This window comes from Luteimonas suaedae (assembly GCF_008312895.1).
Classification (GTDB): Bacteria; Pseudomonadota; Gammaproteobacteria; order Xanthomonadales; family Xanthomonadaceae; genus Luteimonas; species Luteimonas suaedae.
On the sequence record NZ_VSSP01000001.1, the window covers coordinates 658026 to 674800 of the forward strand.

16 protein-coding genes and 1 other RNA gene are annotated in these 16775 nt (G+C 69.2%); 4 read left to right on the top strand and 13 right to left on the bottom strand.

The window, feature by feature from the left end; all coding sequences use genetic code 11:
- Positions 1-159: 159 nt before the first annotated feature.
- A complete protein-coding gene (gene hrcA / locus FXO19_RS02850; RefSeq protein WP_149193529.1) occupies positions 160-1215 on the bottom strand; it encodes a heat-inducible transcriptional repressor HrcA in 1056 nt (351 codons plus the stop codon).
- 187 nt (positions 1216-1402) lie between these two features.
- Between hrcA and recN the strand changes: the two genes are divergently transcribed.
- Entirely contained in the window at positions 1403-3064 is a 1662-nt protein-coding gene (recN, locus tag FXO19_RS02855; protein WP_149193530.1) for a DNA repair protein RecN, read from the top strand.
- Between the two features lie 296 nt (positions 3065-3360).
- On the opposite strand, the gene fur is transcribed toward recN, so the two are convergent.
- The gene (fur, locus tag FXO19_RS02860; protein WP_149193531.1) at positions 3361-3765 is read right to left on the bottom strand and encodes a ferric iron uptake transcriptional regulator; all 405 of its coding nucleotides are present in this window, start codon (positions 3763-3765) and stop codon (positions 3361-3363) included.
- Between the two features lie 124 nt (positions 3766-3889).
- Here fur and FXO19_RS02865 point away from each other — a divergent pair, with 124 nt between their 5' ends.
- Positions 3890-4279: an outer membrane protein assembly factor BamE gene (locus FXO19_RS02865; protein WP_149193532.1), complete on the top strand. Its 390-nt coding sequence runs from the start codon at positions 3890-3892 to the stop codon at positions 4277-4279.
- Between the two features lie 41 nt (positions 4280-4320).
- On the opposite strand, the gene FXO19_RS02870 is transcribed toward FXO19_RS02865, so the two are convergent.
- Together FXO19_RS02870 and FXO19_RS02875 are read right to left on the bottom strand one after the other, a co-directional pair.
- Positions 4321-4581 carry an RnfH family protein gene (locus FXO19_RS02870; protein WP_425481425.1) on the bottom strand — a complete coding sequence of 87 codons (261 nt, stop codon included), beginning with the start codon at positions 4579-4581 and terminating at the stop codon, positions 4321-4323.
- Entirely contained in the window at positions 4581-5012 is a 432-nt protein-coding gene (locus tag FXO19_RS02875) for a type II toxin-antitoxin system RatA family toxin (protein WP_149193533.1), read from the bottom strand. Before FXO19_RS02875 ends, FXO19_RS02870 begins: the two co-directional genes overlap by 1 nt.
- Positions 5013-5072: 60 nt before the next feature.
- On the opposite strand from FXO19_RS02875, the gene smpB reads away from it, so the two are divergent.
- Complete coding sequence (gene smpB, locus FXO19_RS02880; RefSeq protein ID WP_149193534.1) at positions 5073-5567, top strand: SsrA-binding protein SmpB; 495 nt, start codon at positions 5073-5075, stop codon at positions 5565-5567.
- 7 nt (positions 5568-5574) lie between these two features.
- Here smpB and FXO19_RS02885 read toward each other — a convergent pair whose 3' ends face one another.
- Entirely contained in the window at positions 5575-7746 is a 2172-nt protein-coding gene (locus FXO19_RS02885; protein WP_187775600.1) for a CHASE domain-containing protein, read from the bottom strand.
- Between the two features lie 144 nt (positions 7747-7890).
- Between FXO19_RS02885 and ssrA the strand changes: the two genes are divergently transcribed.
- Positions 7891-8247, top strand: a transfer-messenger RNA (tmRNA) gene (gene ssrA, locus FXO19_RS02890).
- Between the two features lie 109 nt (positions 8248-8356).
- Here ssrA and FXO19_RS02895 read toward each other — a convergent pair.
- The 8 genes from FXO19_RS02895 to FXO19_RS02930 form a co-directional block, all read right to left on the bottom strand.
- A complete protein-coding gene (locus FXO19_RS02895) occupies positions 8357-9514 on the bottom strand; it encodes a Gfo/Idh/MocA family protein (RefSeq protein ID WP_223115408.1) in 1158 nt (385 codons plus the stop codon).
- Positions 9511-10548: a sugar phosphate isomerase/epimerase family protein gene (locus tag FXO19_RS02900; RefSeq protein ID WP_149193536.1), complete on the bottom strand. Its 1038-nt coding sequence runs from the start codon at positions 10546-10548 to the stop codon at positions 9511-9513. Before FXO19_RS02900 ends, FXO19_RS02895 begins: the two co-directional genes overlap by 4 nt.
- 32 nt (positions 10549-10580) lie before the next feature.
- The gene (locus tag FXO19_RS02905; protein ID WP_149193537.1) at positions 10581-11765 is read right to left on the bottom strand and encodes an MFS transporter; all 1185 of its coding nucleotides are present in this window, start codon (positions 11763-11765) and stop codon (positions 10581-10583) included.
- Positions 11766-11797: 32 nt separating this feature from the next.
- Positions 11798-12439 (bottom strand): 3-keto-disaccharide hydrolase, encoded by a 642-nt coding sequence (locus FXO19_RS02910; RefSeq protein ID WP_149193538.1) that lies wholly within the window; start codon positions 12437-12439, stop codon positions 11798-11800.
- A gap of 77 nt (positions 12440-12516) precedes the next feature.
- Positions 12517-13284, bottom strand: a complete 768-nt coding sequence (locus FXO19_RS02915) for a 3-keto-disaccharide hydrolase (protein WP_255516262.1) — start codon at positions 13282-13284, stop codon at positions 12517-12519.
- Between the two features lie 59 nt (positions 13285-13343).
- Positions 13344-13970 (bottom strand): gluconate 2-dehydrogenase subunit 3 family protein, encoded by a 627-nt coding sequence (locus tag FXO19_RS02920; RefSeq protein WP_149193540.1) that lies wholly within the window; start codon positions 13968-13970, stop codon positions 13344-13346.
- Positions 13970-15772, bottom strand: a complete 1803-nt coding sequence (locus FXO19_RS02925) for a GMC family oxidoreductase (RefSeq protein WP_149193541.1) — start codon at positions 15770-15772, stop codon at positions 13970-13972. The genes FXO19_RS02920 and FXO19_RS02925 overlap by 1 nt, the downstream gene beginning before the upstream one ends.
- A gap of 13 nt (positions 15773-15785) precedes the next feature.
- Positions 15786-16688: a sugar phosphate isomerase/epimerase family protein gene (locus FXO19_RS02930; RefSeq protein WP_149193542.1), complete on the bottom strand. Its 903-nt coding sequence runs from the start codon at positions 16686-16688 to the stop codon at positions 15786-15788.
- Between the last annotated feature and the right edge of the window lie 87 nt (positions 16689-16775).

Genomic DNA, 16775 nt, shown 5'->3' on the forward strand with positions numbered 1-16775 from the left:
CGATCGGGATTCAAGGGCGCGTGACGCGCGTGCGGACAGGATGTTCGCGCCGCCAGCGGCGGGCCGATGCGTCGAACCCGTCTCAGTCCCCCGTAGAGCGGCGCTTGCGCCGCCTGCCGTCTCCGGAGCCTCGCAGCGGAGCAAGCCAGTTCGACAGACTCAGCCGCCGCGCGAGGATTCCAGCGCGGCGCCGAGCACATCGGCCGTGGCCTGCACCACCGGGATGACCCGGTCGTAGGCCATGCGGGTCGGCCCGATCACGCCGAGCACGCCCAGCACCTGCCCCGAGGACCCGTACGGCGCCGAAACCAGCGAGACCCCCTCGAGCGACGCCAGGCCGGTCTCCTCGCCGATGAAGATGCGCACGCCGGGCGCGCCGGCCGTGCGCTCGAGCAGTTGCAGGATTTCGCGCTTGCGCGTGAACGCGTCGAACAGGTCGCGCAGCCGATCCAGGTCCGACAGGTCCTGCAGCCCCATCAACCGGGTCTGGCCGGCGACCACCATGTCCTCGCCGCCCTCGGGGGCCAGCGCCTGCTCGGCCAGCTCGACGGTATGCGCCAGCAGGTTCTCCATCTCGCTGCGCACCGTGCGCATCTCCTGCACCAGGGTGGCGCGGATGTCGGCCAGCGAACGGCCGGCGAAATGGGCATTGAGGTAGTTCGCCACCCGTTCGAGCTCCCCCGGCTCGTAGCTGCGGCGGGTCTGGATCAGCCGGTTTTGCACCTCATTGTCGGCGAACACCAGGATCGCCATGACCCGCTGGTTGTCGATCGCCACGAAGTCGATGTAGCGGAACGCGAACTGCTCGCGCCGCGGCACGCTGACCACGCCGACGAAATGCGTCATCGCCGACACCAGTTCCGAGGCGCTGCCGAGCAGCGACTGGGTGCCGATCCCGATCGGCAGCTCGGTACGCAGCCGCGCGACCTCCTTCTCCGGCAGCGGCTTGAGCTGCAGCAGCGAATCGACGAACACCCGGTAGCCCTGCGCGGTGGGCACGCGCCCGGCCGAGGTGTGCGGCGTGCTCAGCAGGCCGCTGTCCTCCAGGTCGGCGAGGATGTTGCGGATCGTCGCCGCGCTGACGTCGAGGCCGGCGTGCCGGGCCAGCGTCTGCGAACCGACCGGCTCGCCGTTGTGGATATGGCGCGCGATCAATGTGCGCAGCAGCTGCCGAGCACGCGGGTCGAGCCTGTCGGCGGTATCGGTGGCGGCCATGACGCCCGGTATACGGTCCCGGCCGCGCTCGCGCAAGCCGCCGCGGCCGCGCCGCCGCTGCGCCGGGGTTCCGGCCGGCCCAGCGCCTCGGCCGTCGCGCCGCCTGCGACCGGTGGCTGCGACGCTAGCGGCCGTCCGGTCCTGGCGACCGCTTGGCCCCGTCGGTTCCGCGCTGCACAATCCGCACATGCTCATCCGTCTCGCCATCCGCGATTTCGCCGTCGCCAGCGCCAGTGAACTCGAGTTCGGTCCCGGCATGACCGCGATCTCCGGCGAAACCGGCGCCGGCAAGTCGCTGCTGGTCGATGCGCTGGGGTTCCTGTCCGGCCTGCGCGCCGACAGCGGCATGGTCCGGCACGGCGCGACGCGCGCCGAGCTGAGCGCCGAGTTCGACCTGGATGACGCGCCGGCGGCGCTGGCCTGGCTGCGGGCGCAGGAATTCGACGACGGCAACGCCTGCCAGCTGCGCCGCACCTTGCGCGCCGACGGCGGCTCGCGGGCCTGGATCAACGGCCGGCCGGCGACGCTGTCGCAGCTTGGCGAACTGGCCGGGCACCTGGTGGAGATCCACGGCCAGCACGAGCATCAGGCCCTGCTCTCGCGCGGCAGCCAACTCGCTCTGCTCGATGCCTACGGCCGCCACGACCCCCTGCTCGACCGGGTCGCGGCGGCGGCGGCGGCCTGGTCCGGCCTGCTGCGCGAGCGCGAGACCTTGTCGCACGGTGGCGACGTCGGCGAGCGCCGCGACTGGCTGGCGCACCAGCTGCAGGAACTGGAGAACGAGGCGCTGGACGCCGACGCCATCGCCGAACTGGACGCCGGCCATCGCCGCCAGGCCCATGCCGCCGCGCTCATCACCGCCTGCGAGACGACCCTGGCCGCGCTCGGTGAGGAGCACTCGCTGTCGCGCCAGCTGCAGCGCCTGCGCGGCGAACTGGCGCGGGTCCGGGAGCACGAACCGCGGCTGGGCGAGGTCGACGCGATGCTCGAAGCCGCCGGCATCCAGCTCGACGAGGCGCAGCTGCTGCTGCAACGCGTGCGCGACGACCTGGATCTGGATCCCGGCCGGCTGGAGGAGTTCGAGCGTCGCCTCGGCCGCCTGCACGACCTCGCCCGCAAGCACCGCGTCGCGCCCGAATCGCTGGCCGCGCATCGCGACGCGCTCGCCGCGGAACTCGAGGCGCTGGAACGCGCCGGCGCGCGCCTGGGCGCGCTCGACGGCGAGATCGAGGCGGCGGCGGCGCACTGGCGCCAGGCCGCGGCGGAACTGGGCCGGGCGCGCAGGAAGGCCGCCGACGCTCTCGGCCGCGCCACCAGTGCACTGATCGCGGAGCTCGGCATGGCTGGCGGCCGCTTCGAAATCGCACTCGAGCCGCAGCCGGAACCACGGCCCGACCCGCAGGGTGCCGAACGCGCCGAATTCCTGGTCTCCGCCAACGCCGGGCAGCCGCCGCGGCCGCTGCGCAAGGTCGCCTCGGGCGGCGAGCTGTCGCGCATCTCGCTGGCGATCGAGGTCGCGGCGCTGGGGCTGGACGCGGTGCCGACGATGGTGTTCGACGAGGTCGACTCCGGCATCGGCGGCGCCGTGGCCGGGATCGTCGGCCAGAAGCTGCGTGCGCTGGGCGAAAGCCGGCAGGTGCTGTGCGTCACCCACCTGCCGCAGGTCGCGGCGCAGGGACATGCGCATTATCTGGTCAGCAAGTCGGTCGAGTCCGGGGTGACCGAGAGCGAAGTCCGGCGGCTGGACGCCCGCCAGCGCCAGGAGGAACTGGCGCGGATGCTCGGCGGCGTCGAGGTCAGCCGCGAGGCGCGGGCGGCGGCGAAGCGGCTGTTGGCGGAGGTGGTTTGAGGGCCGGGATTGGTGATTCGTGATTCGTGATTCGTGATTCGGGGATCGGGGATCGGGGATCGGGGATCGGGGATCGGGGATCGGGGATCGGGGATCGGGACGGCAGGATCGCGCTCGCCGGCGACCTGTCAACCGTCATCCCGGCGCAGGCCGGGATCCATGTCGGACGCCACGGGAAGGGCTAAGGTGAAGGTGGATGACCAGCCTTCGGCGGTTGAAGTACTTCGGCCTACGCCTGTATGACGAGCAAGGGCACGACGCTTTTTTTGCGCCTTCTCGAGCCCGAAGTCCCCGCCCTATTTCTTCTTGCGCACGTACAGCACCAGCGAGTGGTCCTCGAGCACGAAGCCGTGGCGCTCGGCGATCTCGCGCTGCAGGCGCTCGATCTCGGGGCTCTCGAACTCGACGATCTTGCCGCTGTCGACGTCGACCATGTGGTCGTGGTGGCCGCCGCGGTCGAGCTCGTAGATCGCGTGGCCACCCTCGAAGTTGTGCTTGAGCACCAGGCCCGCAGCCTCGAACTGGGTCAGCACCCGATACACCGTCGCCAGGCCGATCTCGTCGCCCTGCTCCAGGAGATGGCGGTAGATGTCCTCCGCCGTCATGTGATGCTGCGGGGTCTTCTGTTCGAGCAGTTCGAGGATGCGCATCCGCGGATGCGTCACCTTGAGTCCGGCCTTGCGCAGATCCAGTGATTCCATGGGGCGTCTCGATATCGGCGCTGCGGCGGTCGGTCAGCGGGCGCTGAACGCCGGCCGCGCGGCCCGGTTGCGATGGTCGCGGTGAGTGTATCATCGGCGCGTTTCCATTCAGCCCCGCGAGTCCATGCGCAAACTCCTGCTTCCCCTCGTTCTCGCCAGTGCCGTCGCCGGCTGCGGCATCGTCTACAAGCAGCCGATCTACCAGGGCAGCCTGCTCGAGGAATCCGCGGTGGAACAGCTGCAGGCCGGCATGGACAAGCAGCAGGTCATGGCGCTGCTGGGCTCGCCCTCGATCGCCGATCCGTTCCACCAGCAGCGCTGGGACTACACCGCGTCGCAGCGGGCTGGCCGCGTGGGCCGCACCGAGGTCAAGAACCTGACCCTGTGGTTCGAAAACGACGCCCTGGCGCGTTGGGACGGCGAGTACTTCCCGGAGCAGGACGAGGCGCTGGCCAGCGAAGTACGCCGGGTCTTCGGTCCCAACCTGCCGCGCGAGCGCAACCAGGGCCGCTGACCGAAGGGCGCCGGCGACCTGCTCCATTCCAGCGCGCCGCTTCAGCGTGGGCGCTGTGCCCGGCGCCGTCGGCTCTCCTTGGGATCAGCCTGCAGCGGGCGTAGCAGTTCCAGGCGGTCACCGTCGCGCAGTTCCGCGTCGGCAGTCGTACGTTCACCATGAATCGCGTAACCGTCGCATTGCCGGGTATCGAAGCCGGAGGCGGCCAGCGCATCGGCCACCGTGGCCGGTTCCGGCAAGCTCACCCGTACCCATTCGAACCGCCGCGGCCAGGCGCGGATGACCTCGACCTCGATCGCCATCAGCCTTCGCCGCGATCGGCCACGCGGATGAAGTCGTCGACCATGCGGTCGGCCAGGCCCTGGAAGCCCAGCGTCAACGCCGGCGTCAGCAGCCGGCTCAGCGGCTCGAACTCGAGCGTCAGCGTGACCTTGCAGGCCGACTCGTCGAGGGCATGGAACTCCCAACGCCCGTCCAGGCGCCGAAAGGGGCCGTCGCGCAGGCGCATGTCGATATGGTGCGGCGGCGACAGCGCGTTCTCGGTGACGAACCAGGTGCGCAGCGAACCGAGCCCCAGGTCCAGCCGCGCGACCAGCCGCGACGCATCGGACTCGAGCACTTCGGCCGCGTCACACCAGTCGAAACGGCGCGGATAGGCGGCCACATCGTTGACCAGCGCGAACATCCGCGTCGCGGAATGTTCGACCAGGGCGCTGCGTTGGATCTTCGGCATCGAGGACTCGTGTGTACGGGCATATCAAAGCACCCGCGGTTCGGGGACAATAGGACCGCTATGGGCAAGAAAGCAGGCAAGGATAAGGCAAACGGCGGCGGAACCATCGCGCTGAACAAGCGCGCGCGCCATGAATATCACCTGGAGGACCGGTTCGAGGCCGGTCTGGCGCTGCAGGGCTGGGAGCTCAAGTCGATCCGCGCCGGTCGCGCCAACATCGGCGAGAGCTACGCGATCGTGCGCAAGGGCGAGATCTTCCTGTTCGGCGCGCAGATCATGCCGCTGATCTCCGCCTCCACCCATGTCGTGGCCGAGGCGCAGCGCACGCGCAAGCTGCTGCTGCACCGGAACGAGATCGACCGGCTGATCGGGCACGTCGAACGCGATGGCTACACCCTGGTGCCGACCGCCCTGTACTGGAAGGGCAACAAGGTCAAGGCCGAACTGGCGCTGGCCAAGGGCAAGCAGAAGCACGACAAGCGCGACAGCGAACGCGAACGCGACTGGAACCGCGAAAAGCAGCGGCTGCTGCGTCGCCACAACCGCGACGCCTGAGCACGCCTCATTCGTCCGCCGCGTCGGTCGGCAGCGTGAAGCGGAAGCAGGCGCCCTCCCCCGGCCTTCCTTCGGCCCGCACCTCACCACCATGGCGGTCGACGATGCGTTTGACCGACGCCAAGCCGATGCCGTGCCCGGAGAACTCCTCCTGGCTGTGCAGCCGCTGGAATGGCCGGAACAGCTTGCCGGCGTATTCCTGCGCGAAGCCTGCGCCGTTGTCGCGCACCACGAAGACGGTGCCGTCCTCGGCGTCCCGCTCCGCGTCGATCTCTATTCGCGCCGGATCGGCGCCCACGGTGAATTTCCAGGCATTGCCGATCAGGTTCTCCAGCAGATTGCGCACCAGCGCCGCATCGCCGCGGGCGTGCAGGTCCGGCGCGATCGAGACCTCGACCTTGCGCTCCGGTTCGGACTCGCGCAGCTCGGCCACGATCTCGGCGGCCATCCGCGACAGATCGAGCGACTCGGGCCTGAACTCGCCGCGGCTGAGCCGCGACATCTTCAGCAGCGCATCGATCAACCCGTCCATGCGCGCCGTCGCGGCGCGGATGCGGGCCAGGTAGTCGCGGCCGGCATCGTCGATCGCGTCGCGGTAGCGTTCGGCCAGCATGCGGCCGAATCCGTCGATGGTCCGTAGCGGCGCGCGCAGGTCATGCGAGATGCTGTAGGCGAACGATTCCAGTTCCTGGTTCGCCTGCTTCAGCTCCCGCGTCCGCGCCGCCACCCGCAGCTCGAGCATGCGATTGAGGGCGTGGACCTGCGCCTCGGCGCGCTGGCGCTCGGTCACGTCCTCTACCTGCACCAGGCGGACCACATCGCTGCCCAGGTCGCCCGGCACCGGCGAGTAGGTCAGCTGCACGTGGCGCAGCTCGCCGTCCGGTCGGGCGACCTCGCGCGTGATCCGCACCACGCCTTCGGCGTCGGGCGTTTCGTCGTGCGCGCCGGCGGGATCGATCAGGCGCCGCCCGAACTCGGTGCCGACGATCTCCGACGGCCCGGTGCCGAGAATCCGCGCCAGAGACGGATTCGCCTCCACCACCCGGTCGTGACGATCCAGCAGTGCCTTGCCGATCGCCGAATAGTGCATCGAGGTGCGGAACCGGGATTCGCTGCGCCGGTACGACTCGCTCATGCGCGCCGCCAGGCGCTGGGCGTGCGAGTGCGTGCGCGCCAGGGTCCAGACCACCGCGAACAGCATCAGCGACGCCAGCAATCCGGCGAGCAGCGTCGCCTGCAGCGTCGGCGATCCGAGGCCGCGCGCGGCGGCGGGCGCGGAACGGAAGTCGACGCGCCAGTTGCGCCCGTACAGTTCGCGCTCGATGCTGTGCTTGAGGCGTTGCCTGGACTCGGCCACCTCGGCGTAGCCCGGATCGGTGTACAGCACCGATTCGTCGTCGGCATCGACGATGCGGAACACCAGCGAGCGCGGCAACGGCGCCAGCGCCGACTTGACGAAATCGTCGACATAGAACGGGACGTACACCCAGCCTTGCAGGGCGGCACGGCGGGTCGGGATGTTGGCGGGGAAGCTGCCGGCCCGGTAGACCGGCATGTAGAGCAACAGCCCCGGCCGCAGCGGATCGTCGCGCTGCTGCTGCAGCAGGCGCACGCCCGCGCTCAGGCGTGCGACGCCGCGATCACGCGAAGCGCCCATCGCCACCCGCCGCGCCGGATCGGTGTACATGTCGTAGCCGATCGCGGCCAGGTTTTCGGGGGTTTCCGGCTCCAGGTACACGACCGGGCCGTAGTCCGCACGCGCACCGTGCGGCGTCACCCGGTAGAGCCCGCCTCCGCCCGCGCGCAGCTCCAGCTGCAGGGCCTCGAGTTGCTGCGGGGTCAGCCAGGCGGCATACCCCAGCCCCAGCAGGCCGGACAGGCGCCGCTCCAGACGCAGGCCGTCCACATAGCCCTGCCACTGCCGGGCGCTCGGCCGGTCGACCGATGCGAACAGCGAGGCCCCGCCATGGGCGGTCAGTTCGTAGGCCAGCAGCCGCTGCCGCAGCAGCTCCACCACCTGCTCGGCCTCGGCGACGAAGTCCGCCTCCGCCAGTTGCCGCTCGCGATCGCCGGCGCTCTTCGCGTACAGCGCGACCAGCAGCAGCGCGCCGATCAGCACCAGCACCGCAAGCTGGTAGCCGCGCCGCGACTGCAACGGCTCGCCATTCATCTCCGGCATGGGCGGAACGTCTGCCATGGCGCGAGCATACCGGTTCGACCGCCGCCGGTTGCAGTGAACGCCGGCTGCATCGGCCCCGGCGCGGTGCTTGTTCCGGACCCCTGCGCCCCTATAATGACGGGGTCAGCGTGATTTGACGCTCCCGGGGGTGCACTGGCTTCGACGGGGGTCGCGAAATTACTTGGCGCATGCCGAGGGGGCAGCTTTCCTCGTAAATCCAGCGGCAAACTCATAGTTGCCAACGACGACAACTACGCTCTCGCCGCTTAAGGCGTAGCCCCGAACCCAGTTTGTGTCCGTGCTCGCTGGATGTAGGGTCATCTATCACGGAATCGCCGGGAATGGTTGCCTGTCAGCTCCCGGTCAACACAAAGCAGGCTGGTCCCGGGGTGCGCTTCGCACACCGTGCTGCTCCGGGACGAGATCCAACGGTGAGCTAAGCATGTAGTGCCGGGGATGGAGTGCCTTCGGACGGCGGTTCGATTCCGCCCACCTCCACCATCAGATGGTCCAGCAAGACCGGAAAGGCCGGAATCCCGACACGGGATTCCGGCCTTTTTCTTGTGCGATGGGGCACGATCGGATCGGTCGCAATCCGATGGAGCGACTGCTACGAGGCGACGGGCACCCAGGCCGCGCCTTGTCGCGCGCTGGCCACCGCAGCCTCGATGAAGGCCATGCCGGCGACGCCGTCGTCGATGCCGGGCAGATCGAGGTCGTCCGGCGGCGGTTCGCCAGAGACTTCGGCGGCGATCGCGCGGAACGCCTCGCGGTACAGGTTGGCGAAGGCCTCCAGGTAGCCTTCCGGATGCCCTGCCGGAATCCGCGTGATCCGCTGTGCGGCCTCGCCGACATAGCCGTTGCCGCGGCGCAGGATTTCGCGCGGGCGGTCCGGGTACTTGACGATCAGCTCGTTGGGGTGCTCCTGCTGCCACTCGAGCGACGCCTCGCTGCCGTACACGCGCAGGCTCAGGTTGTTCTCTTCGCCCACCGCGACCTGCGAGGCGTGCAGCACGCCGCGCACGCCGCCTTCCAAGCGCAGCAGCAGATTGCCGTCGTCCTCCAGGCGGCGGCCGGGCACGAAGGTGGTGAGGTCGGCGCACAGTTCGGCGATGCGCAGGCCGGTGACGTAGCGCGCCAGGTTTTCCGCGTGCACGCCGATGTCGCCCATGCAACCGGCCGCGCCGCTGCGCGCCGGGTCGGTGCGCCAGGCCGCCTGCTTGTGGCCGCCGCTTTCGATGTCGCGCGCCAGCCAGCCCTGGGAATACTCCACCACCACCTTGCGCAGGGTGCCGAGCGCACCGTTGCGCACCAGTGCGCGCGCCTGCTTCACCATCGCGTTGCCGGTGTAGTTGTGGGTCAGCGCGAACACCTTGCCGCTGCGCGTGACCGTCTCGCGCAAGGCGCGTGCCTCGGCCAGCGTCAGCGTGACCGGCTTATCGCAGACCACGTTGAAGCCGTGGTCCAGGAACAGCGTCGCGGCCGGGAAATGCTGGTCGTTCGGGGTGACGATCACGACGAAGTCCAGCCGTTCGCCGGACGGACGGGCCGCCTCGGCGACCGCCATGTCGCGATAGCTGCCGTACGCCCGTTCGGCGGCCACGAACAGGTCGGCCGCCGAATCGCGCGAGCGCTGCGGGTCCGACGAGAAGGCGCCGGCGACGAGTTCGGCCTGCCCGTCCATCTGCGCGGCGATCCGGTGCACGGCGCCGATGAACGCGCCACGGCCGCCGCCGACCATGCCGAAGCGCAGCTTGCGCCCGATCATGGCTTCCGCTCGAAAGCGGCATCGAAGGCGGCCGCGCTCGGCGGGAAATCGAGCTGGCGTACATAGGCCGCCGCTTCGGCCGCGCCGTGCCGGCGATCCATGCGCGCGTCCTCCCATTCCACCGACAGCGGGCCACGATAGCCGATGTCGTTCAGTGCGACGATGATGTCCTGGAAGCGGACGTCGCCGCGCCCGACCGAGCGGAAATCCCAGTGGCGGCGTGCGTCGCCGAAATCGGTATGGCCGCCGAACACGCCCACGCTGCCGTCACCGCGCCCCCACCAGACGTCCTTCATGTGGACGTGGAAGATGCGTTCGCTGAAGGTGCGCAGGAAGCGGATGTAGTCCACACCCTGGTAGGCGAAATGCGAGGGGTCGAAGTTGAAGCCGAAGCGCGGGTGATGGTCGACCGCCTCCAGAGCGCGCTGCGCGCTGGCGATGTCGAACGCGATCTCGGTGGGATGCACCTCCAGGGCGAAATTCACGTCGACCGCGTCGAAGGCGTCGAGGATCGGCCGCCAGCGCTGCGCGAAATCGTCGAACCCCTGCTGCAGGTAGGCCTGCGAGGTCGGCGGGAAGGCGTAGACCGCGTGCCAGATCGACGAGCCGGTGAATCCGGTGACCACGGCCGGGAAATCGATCGCCGCCGCGCCCGGCCGCGCATCGAAGAACGCGCGCGCGGCCCTGGCGGTGTCGATCATCCGTGCGGCGGCCCGCTGGCGCACGCCTTCCGGCTCGCCGTCGCCCCAGACCTCCGGTGGCAGGATCGCGCGATGGCGCTCGTCGATCCGGTCGCAGACCGCCTGCCCGACCAGGTGATTGGCGATCGCATGACAGCCCATCCCCTGTGCCTGCAGCAGGCTCCAGCGCTCGCGCGCGTAGTCCGACGAGGCCAGCGCGCGCTGGACATCGAAGTGATCGCCCCAGCACGCGAGTTCCAGGCCGTCATAGCCCATGGCCTTGGCCTGCGTGGCGAGTTCACCGAGCGAGAGGTCGGCCCATTGACCGGTGAACAGCGTGACGGGACGTGGCATGGCGGGACTCCTGTATTCGTGCACCGACGCGTTCATGCACCGACGCGTTCGATGCGATAACCGCCGCGGGCGCTATCGATCCAGTGGATGATGCCGAAGATCAACGCGATCGCGACGGGCAGTACCGCCCAGGTCGGCAACACGTGCGCGGCGCCGTAGGTATCGTTGATCCAGCCCATGACCGGCCCGGCCACCGCGGTCGAGAACGCGCCCGCGGCGCCGATCACCGCCAGCGCCAGCGCGCCGCCGCGCGGGAAGCGCTCGGAGGTCAGGCCCAGCATCGTCGGCCACCAGAACGCGGTGCCCACCGCGAGCAATGCCGCGGCGGCGAACGCCAGCGCCGGCGTATCGGCACGTCCGAACAGCCACAGCCCGAGCGCCGCGATCGGCGCCGTCACGGCGATCAGCGTCACCGGCGAGAGCCGGTGCGCCAGGCCGCCGCCGAACTGCCGCAACGCGTACATGATGCCGTTGATCCACACCAGCAGCAGCACGCCGGCCTGCAGCGTGCTGTGCATGACCTCGTTGAAGATGTTGCTGACCCATTGCCCCGGGCCGAGCTCGGTGGCCGCGGTCAACCACATGCAGGCGAACACCACCAGGAACAGCGGCCGCCTGAGTTCGGCATACATCGCAGCGGTGGAAACGCCCGCCGCCTTGCGCTCGGTCTCGGGGAAACGCTGGGCGAAGAACATCGCCGCGTAGATCGCCGACGGCACCAGCATCAGCAGCATCTTGGCCTGCCAGCCCAGGCCGATCTGGGTGAAGGCGAAGGCGAGCACGCCGCCCACCACGATGCCGCCGGGGAACCAGGCGTGCAGCTTGACCAGCCGCGCGGTCTTGTCGCCCCGGTACAGCGTGGCGATCAGCGGATTGATGCCGGCCTCGACGAAGCCGTTCGCGATACCGATGAGCACGGTGGCCGCGAACAGCGTGGTGAAATCGGTGGCGAACACGGTGAGCAGCACGCCGGCGATATGCCCCACTGCCGCCAGCTTCAGCAGCCGGCCCATGCCCAGCAGGTCGCACAGCGTGCCGCCGAACAGGATCGACAGGCCGAAGCCCCAGAACGCGGCGCCGCTGATCCAGCCCAACTGGGTCTTGTCGAGCCCGAACGCGAGCTCCAGCTCGCCCATGATGTCGCCGCGGATGGCGAAGGACATCGCGGTGGCCAACAGGGCGATGCAACTGGCGACGAACAGGCGCTGCGGGTTCATACGGTTTCTCCGCGGGACAGGGACCAAAGGGTTTACGGCAGCGCTCGCACCTTGATGTTGCGGTAGTGCACTTCGCTGTCCGGATCGTGCGCCTGCAGCGCGAAGGTGCCCGAGGACAGCACCCGGCCGCGCATGTCGGCCGGTCTCTCCGGTTGCGCCGGCTGCGTGTAGTCGACGATCGGCTCGTCGTCGACGAAGGTGCGGATGCGTTGGCCCTCGACGCGGATGCGCAGCGTGAACCACACATCGTCCTTCGCCGGCGCCTGGTAGTTGTCCTCGACTGCGTACAGGCCGCCGGTGCGCTTGGGATCGCTCTGGCTGTTGTTGACCTGCACTTCATAGCCTTTGGCCGGCCAGCCCTCGTCCTGCCAGGCGGTGTGGAAGTAGACGCCGGAGTTGGCGCCGGGCCGCGTCATGACCTCGAGCTGCAACTCGAAGTCGCGGAAATCGTGATTCTCCACCGGACCGACGTAGTACAGATGCGAGCGCGGCCCGCGCACCACGATCGCGCCATCGCGCACGTTGAACGAACCCGGCGCTTCGCTGGCACGCCAGCCGGCCAGCGTCTTGCCGTCGAACAGCGACTGCCAGCCGTCGCGTGCCTGCCCGGCGGCGGGCACGCCCGCGCAACCGGCCAGTGCCAGCAGGCAGGCGCCGAGAAATCCAATGCGCATGAGAAACGTCCTCCAGTCAGACCGGCGCACGGCCGGCAGGGATCGGCACGATGCCGCCGTTGGCATGGGCATCGTGGTCATTGCGACACCGGCCGCGCGATTGCGCGGATCCAGATATTGCGAAACGCCACCGGATCGCCGTGGTCCTGCAATCGCAGCGGCTGCCGCGCGGCATGGGCCTCGTATTCGGGCTGGCCCTGGTAGACGGTCGATCCGCGCAAGGCGACGTCGTGCTGGACCAGCACGCCATTATGAAAGACGGTCATGCGTGCCGGTGCCAGCACGCGGCCATCGGCGGCGAAGCGCGGCGCCAGGAACAGCACGTCATAGCTCTGCCACTCGCCCGGCGGCCGGCTGGCGTTGACCAGCGGCGCATGCTGCTTGTACACCGAGGCCGCCTGGCCGTTGACGTAGGTGGCGTTGCGATACGAGTCCAGCACCTGCAACTCGTAACGCTCCATCAGGAACACGCCGCTGTTGCTGGCGCCCTGCCCATCCCCCGTCGGCTGCGCGAGCGTGCGGAATTCCAGGTGCAGCTGCACGTCGCCGAACGCCTCGCGCGTGCGGATGTCGCCGCTGCCCGGCGTCACCACCAGCGCGCCGTCCATCACCTTCCAGCCGATCGGGCGGCCGTCGTCCATCTTTCTTGTATCGGTATCCTCGCTTGCCTCGGCATGCTCCCAGGCGTCGGTATCGGACCCTGCGAACAGCACCGTGGCGTCGCTGGGGACGCCACCGGCAGGCACGTCGACCTTCGGCGGCACCGGCTGCCACACCTCGGTCGCCGACGGCGGCGGCGCCGCGTCCTCACCGGCACGCGGCGCCGATGCCGATGCCACGGGCATCGCCAGCACACCGGCCGCAACCACGGCTATCAACGAACCGCGACGCGTGATCGGCGGCATCAGCCCACCCCCACGAGTTTGAGCACTTCCGGCGGCGGCCCGTCGAAGCTGGCCGACGGTACGTTGCCGACGTAGCCGAGGTACCGCCGGCCCTGCGGCGAGGTGCAGAACCCGCCGATGGTCAGGTCGCGGTAGCGGGCGAAGAATTCCGCGGCCTGCCTGTACTCGCCGCGCGCCTTGGGCAGATAGCAGATGTCGTCGCAGATCGCGCTGCGCTGGCGCACGCTCGATTCGCCGAAGCTGCGCGAAAAGCGCTGCTCCGCCTCCGCATCCAGCCAGTCGAATCCGGGCAGGATCAGCTCGCGATCGGCAGCCTGTTGCGGATATGGCGCGCTGACCCATTCGTTGATGAACCCGACCACGCCGACCCCGACCGCACCCGGCCCGTTCGCGTCGGCCGGCACGATCAGGTCGCACAGGGCGGTGGCGATGCGCCGCTGCCGTGCGCTCAGCGTCAGCGGCCAGAGCACCCCGGGCCCGTAGACCTTGAGCAGGTCCGGGTCGGTGCCGTAGCCCACGCCCGAAGGCAGCTTGGGCGGCGGCTCGGAACTGCAGCCGGTCAGCTGCATCAGCGGCAGCGCGCTGGCCGCGCTCAACATCCACTTCAGCGAGGTGCGGCGATCCATCAAAGCTCCTTGCGGCGCATGCGCGCCAGGATGTGGTCGGAGGCGCGCCAGGCCAGCGCCATGATCGTCAGTGTCGGGTTCTTGTCGGCATTGGACGCGAAGACTGCGCCATCGGTGACGTAGAGATTGTCCACATCCCAGGTCCGGCACCATCGGTCCGTGACCGAGGTCTTCGGATCGGCGCCCATGATCGCACCGCCCAGTTCGTGGATGATCGAGCCGCCGGGGTCGATGGCCTTGGCGCCGTCGGTCTCGATCTCGCCCTGCACGCGCCCGCCCATCGCCTCGATGATGTCGGCGAAGGTGCGTTGCATGTGCGCGGCCTGGCGGGTCTCGTGCTCGGACCACTGCCAGTGAAAGCGCAGCACCGGGATGCCCCACCTGTCCTTCACCTCGGGGTCGATCTCGCAGTACGAATGTTCGTTCGGAATCATCTCGCCGCGGCCGGCGAAGCCGACGAAGGAGCCGTAGTAGCGGCGCACGTCCTCCTTGAACCGCTGGCCGTAGCTGCCGCCGGTGAGCCATTCGAGCCCGGCGCCGGTGTACAGGCCGGGCATGCGCCGGCCGCCGCCGAACTCGATGTGGTAGCCGCGCGCGAACCCGAGCTTGCCGGCCAGCTGCTCCTTGTAGAGCCACCACGGCGAATACATGTGGCCGCCGTCGGCGCCGTCCTCGTTGTGTAGCGGCAGGTTCTCCAGCAGCGGAACCTGCCCGGTCACGCTGGTACCGACGGTGTCCATCAGGTAATGGCCGACCTTGCCGCTTGAATTGGCCAGGCCGTCGGGGAACGCGCTGGACCTGGAGTTGAGCAGGATCCGCGCCGATTCGCAGGCGCTGGCCGCCAGCACCACCACGCGCGCCGAGGCCGCGAATTCCTGGCCACTGGTCTTGTCGATGAAGTGCACGCCTTCGGCCTTGCCGTTCGCGCCCAGTACCACCTCGCGCACCATGGCATCGCAGACGATGTCCAGCCGGCCGGTCGCCAGTGCCGGCGGCAGGTGCACGGTGGTCGACTGGTAGTTGGCGCCGGTCGAGCAGCCGCGGCCGCAGGGCGTCGCCCAGAAGCAGGCCGCGCGGCGCAGCATCGCCTCGCGCAGGATCCGCTGCGCCTCGGCGTTGCCCGGGTGCAGCCTGGCCGGCAGGTTGTCCGCATCCAGGCGCCGGGTCAGCACCGCGCGGTGGCCGGCGACCACCGGAACCCCCAGGCGCCCGGCGCGCTGCTGGACCAGCAGGTCGCTGACCTTGGGCTTGGGCGGCGGCAACAGGACGCCGGGCGGGGAATCGGGCGTGTTCTCCAGGCCGTCGTTGTCGCCGTACACGCCGATCAACATCTCGACCTTGTCGTAATACGGCGCCACGTCGGCGTAGTCGATCGGCCAGTCGAAGCCCAGGCCGTCGCGGCTGTAGGGCTTGAAGTCGTAGGGGCCGTTGCGCAGCGAGATCCGGCCCCAGTGATTGGTGCGGCCACCGAGCATGCGCGCGCGCCACCAGTCGAATCGGCCGGCGGCGTCCTGGCGCGCATTGACGTAGGGCTCACCGGGCACCTGCCAGCCGCCGTCGACGGTGGCGTCGTAGAAACCGAAACTCTTGTCCGGGGTCGCCGCGCCGCGCAGCGGCGCCTGTTCCGGGGTCTGGAACATCGGCGTTTCAGTGGCCGGCGTGTAGTTGCGCCCGGCCTCGAGCATCAACACCCTGGCGCCCTCCATGCACAACGTATAGGCGGTCTGGCCCCCGGCCGCGCCGGAGCCCACCACGATCACGTCATACGCCTGTTTGATGGCGCCTGCGGTCAGGAAAGGCACGATATGACCTGCGTCACGCTTTCAGGCGGCTGAGATAGCCGAAACTCAACTTCGCGCTTTCCAACGGCGGCCGCTCGAAATTCTCCTGCTCCACGAAGTAGTGACGGATCCGCTGCGGATCCATGGCATCGAACAGCTTCGGCCAGTCCACCCGGCCGTTGCCGACCTCGGTCGTCTGGGTATCGACGCGATCCACGCCCGTCCTGGCGTCCTTGCGCACGTCCTTGATGTGCAGGGACGAAATCCGGTCCGCGTGGCGGGCGAGAAGCCGCAGCGGATCGGCACCGGCGGCCACGGCCCAGCCGATGTCGAGCTGCATCGTCACCAGCTTCGCGTCCGTCAGCCGCAACAGTTCGTCGTACGCCGTCACACCGGCGTACGCGCGGAATTCCATGCCGTGGTTATGGTAGCCGCAGGTGATGCCCGCCCTGCGCGTGAGCTCGCCCATGCGGTTGAGCTGCTCGGCATTCCATTTCCAGTCGTCCGGGGTCATGCCGGCCGCGAGCGCATTACCGTCCTTGAAACGCGAATCCGCCGTCGACGGGTACGAGATCACGATGTACCGGGTGCCGATTGCGCTTGCATAGTCGATGCGCTGCTGCAGATCCTGCTGCGCGTCGGCCATGCTGCAATGCATGCTGGGGGCGGTCAGGCCGTTGTCCCGGAGCATGGCCCGCACTTCGGCGGCGGGCTGCTTCGGCACGCCCGCGAACTCGACTTCTCCGTATCCGATCGCGCTGACCGCCTGCAAGGCGGCCGGCAGGTCCCTTGCGACATCGTCCCGGATCGTCCACAACTGCAGCCCGACCGGCTTGTCCAGGGGTCCGCGGCGCGGTTTCGCGGCGAAGACATCGAGGGACGTCATTGCGACGAGCGCAAGCGAGCCGTGTTGGAGAAAGGCACGTCGAGTCAGCATGGTGTTCCCTCGTTCCCTCAGGAAATGTCCGGGCCGGAACCGGCAAACGATGCTGCATTGCACAACGCTCTCGCGTCGCCAATCGTT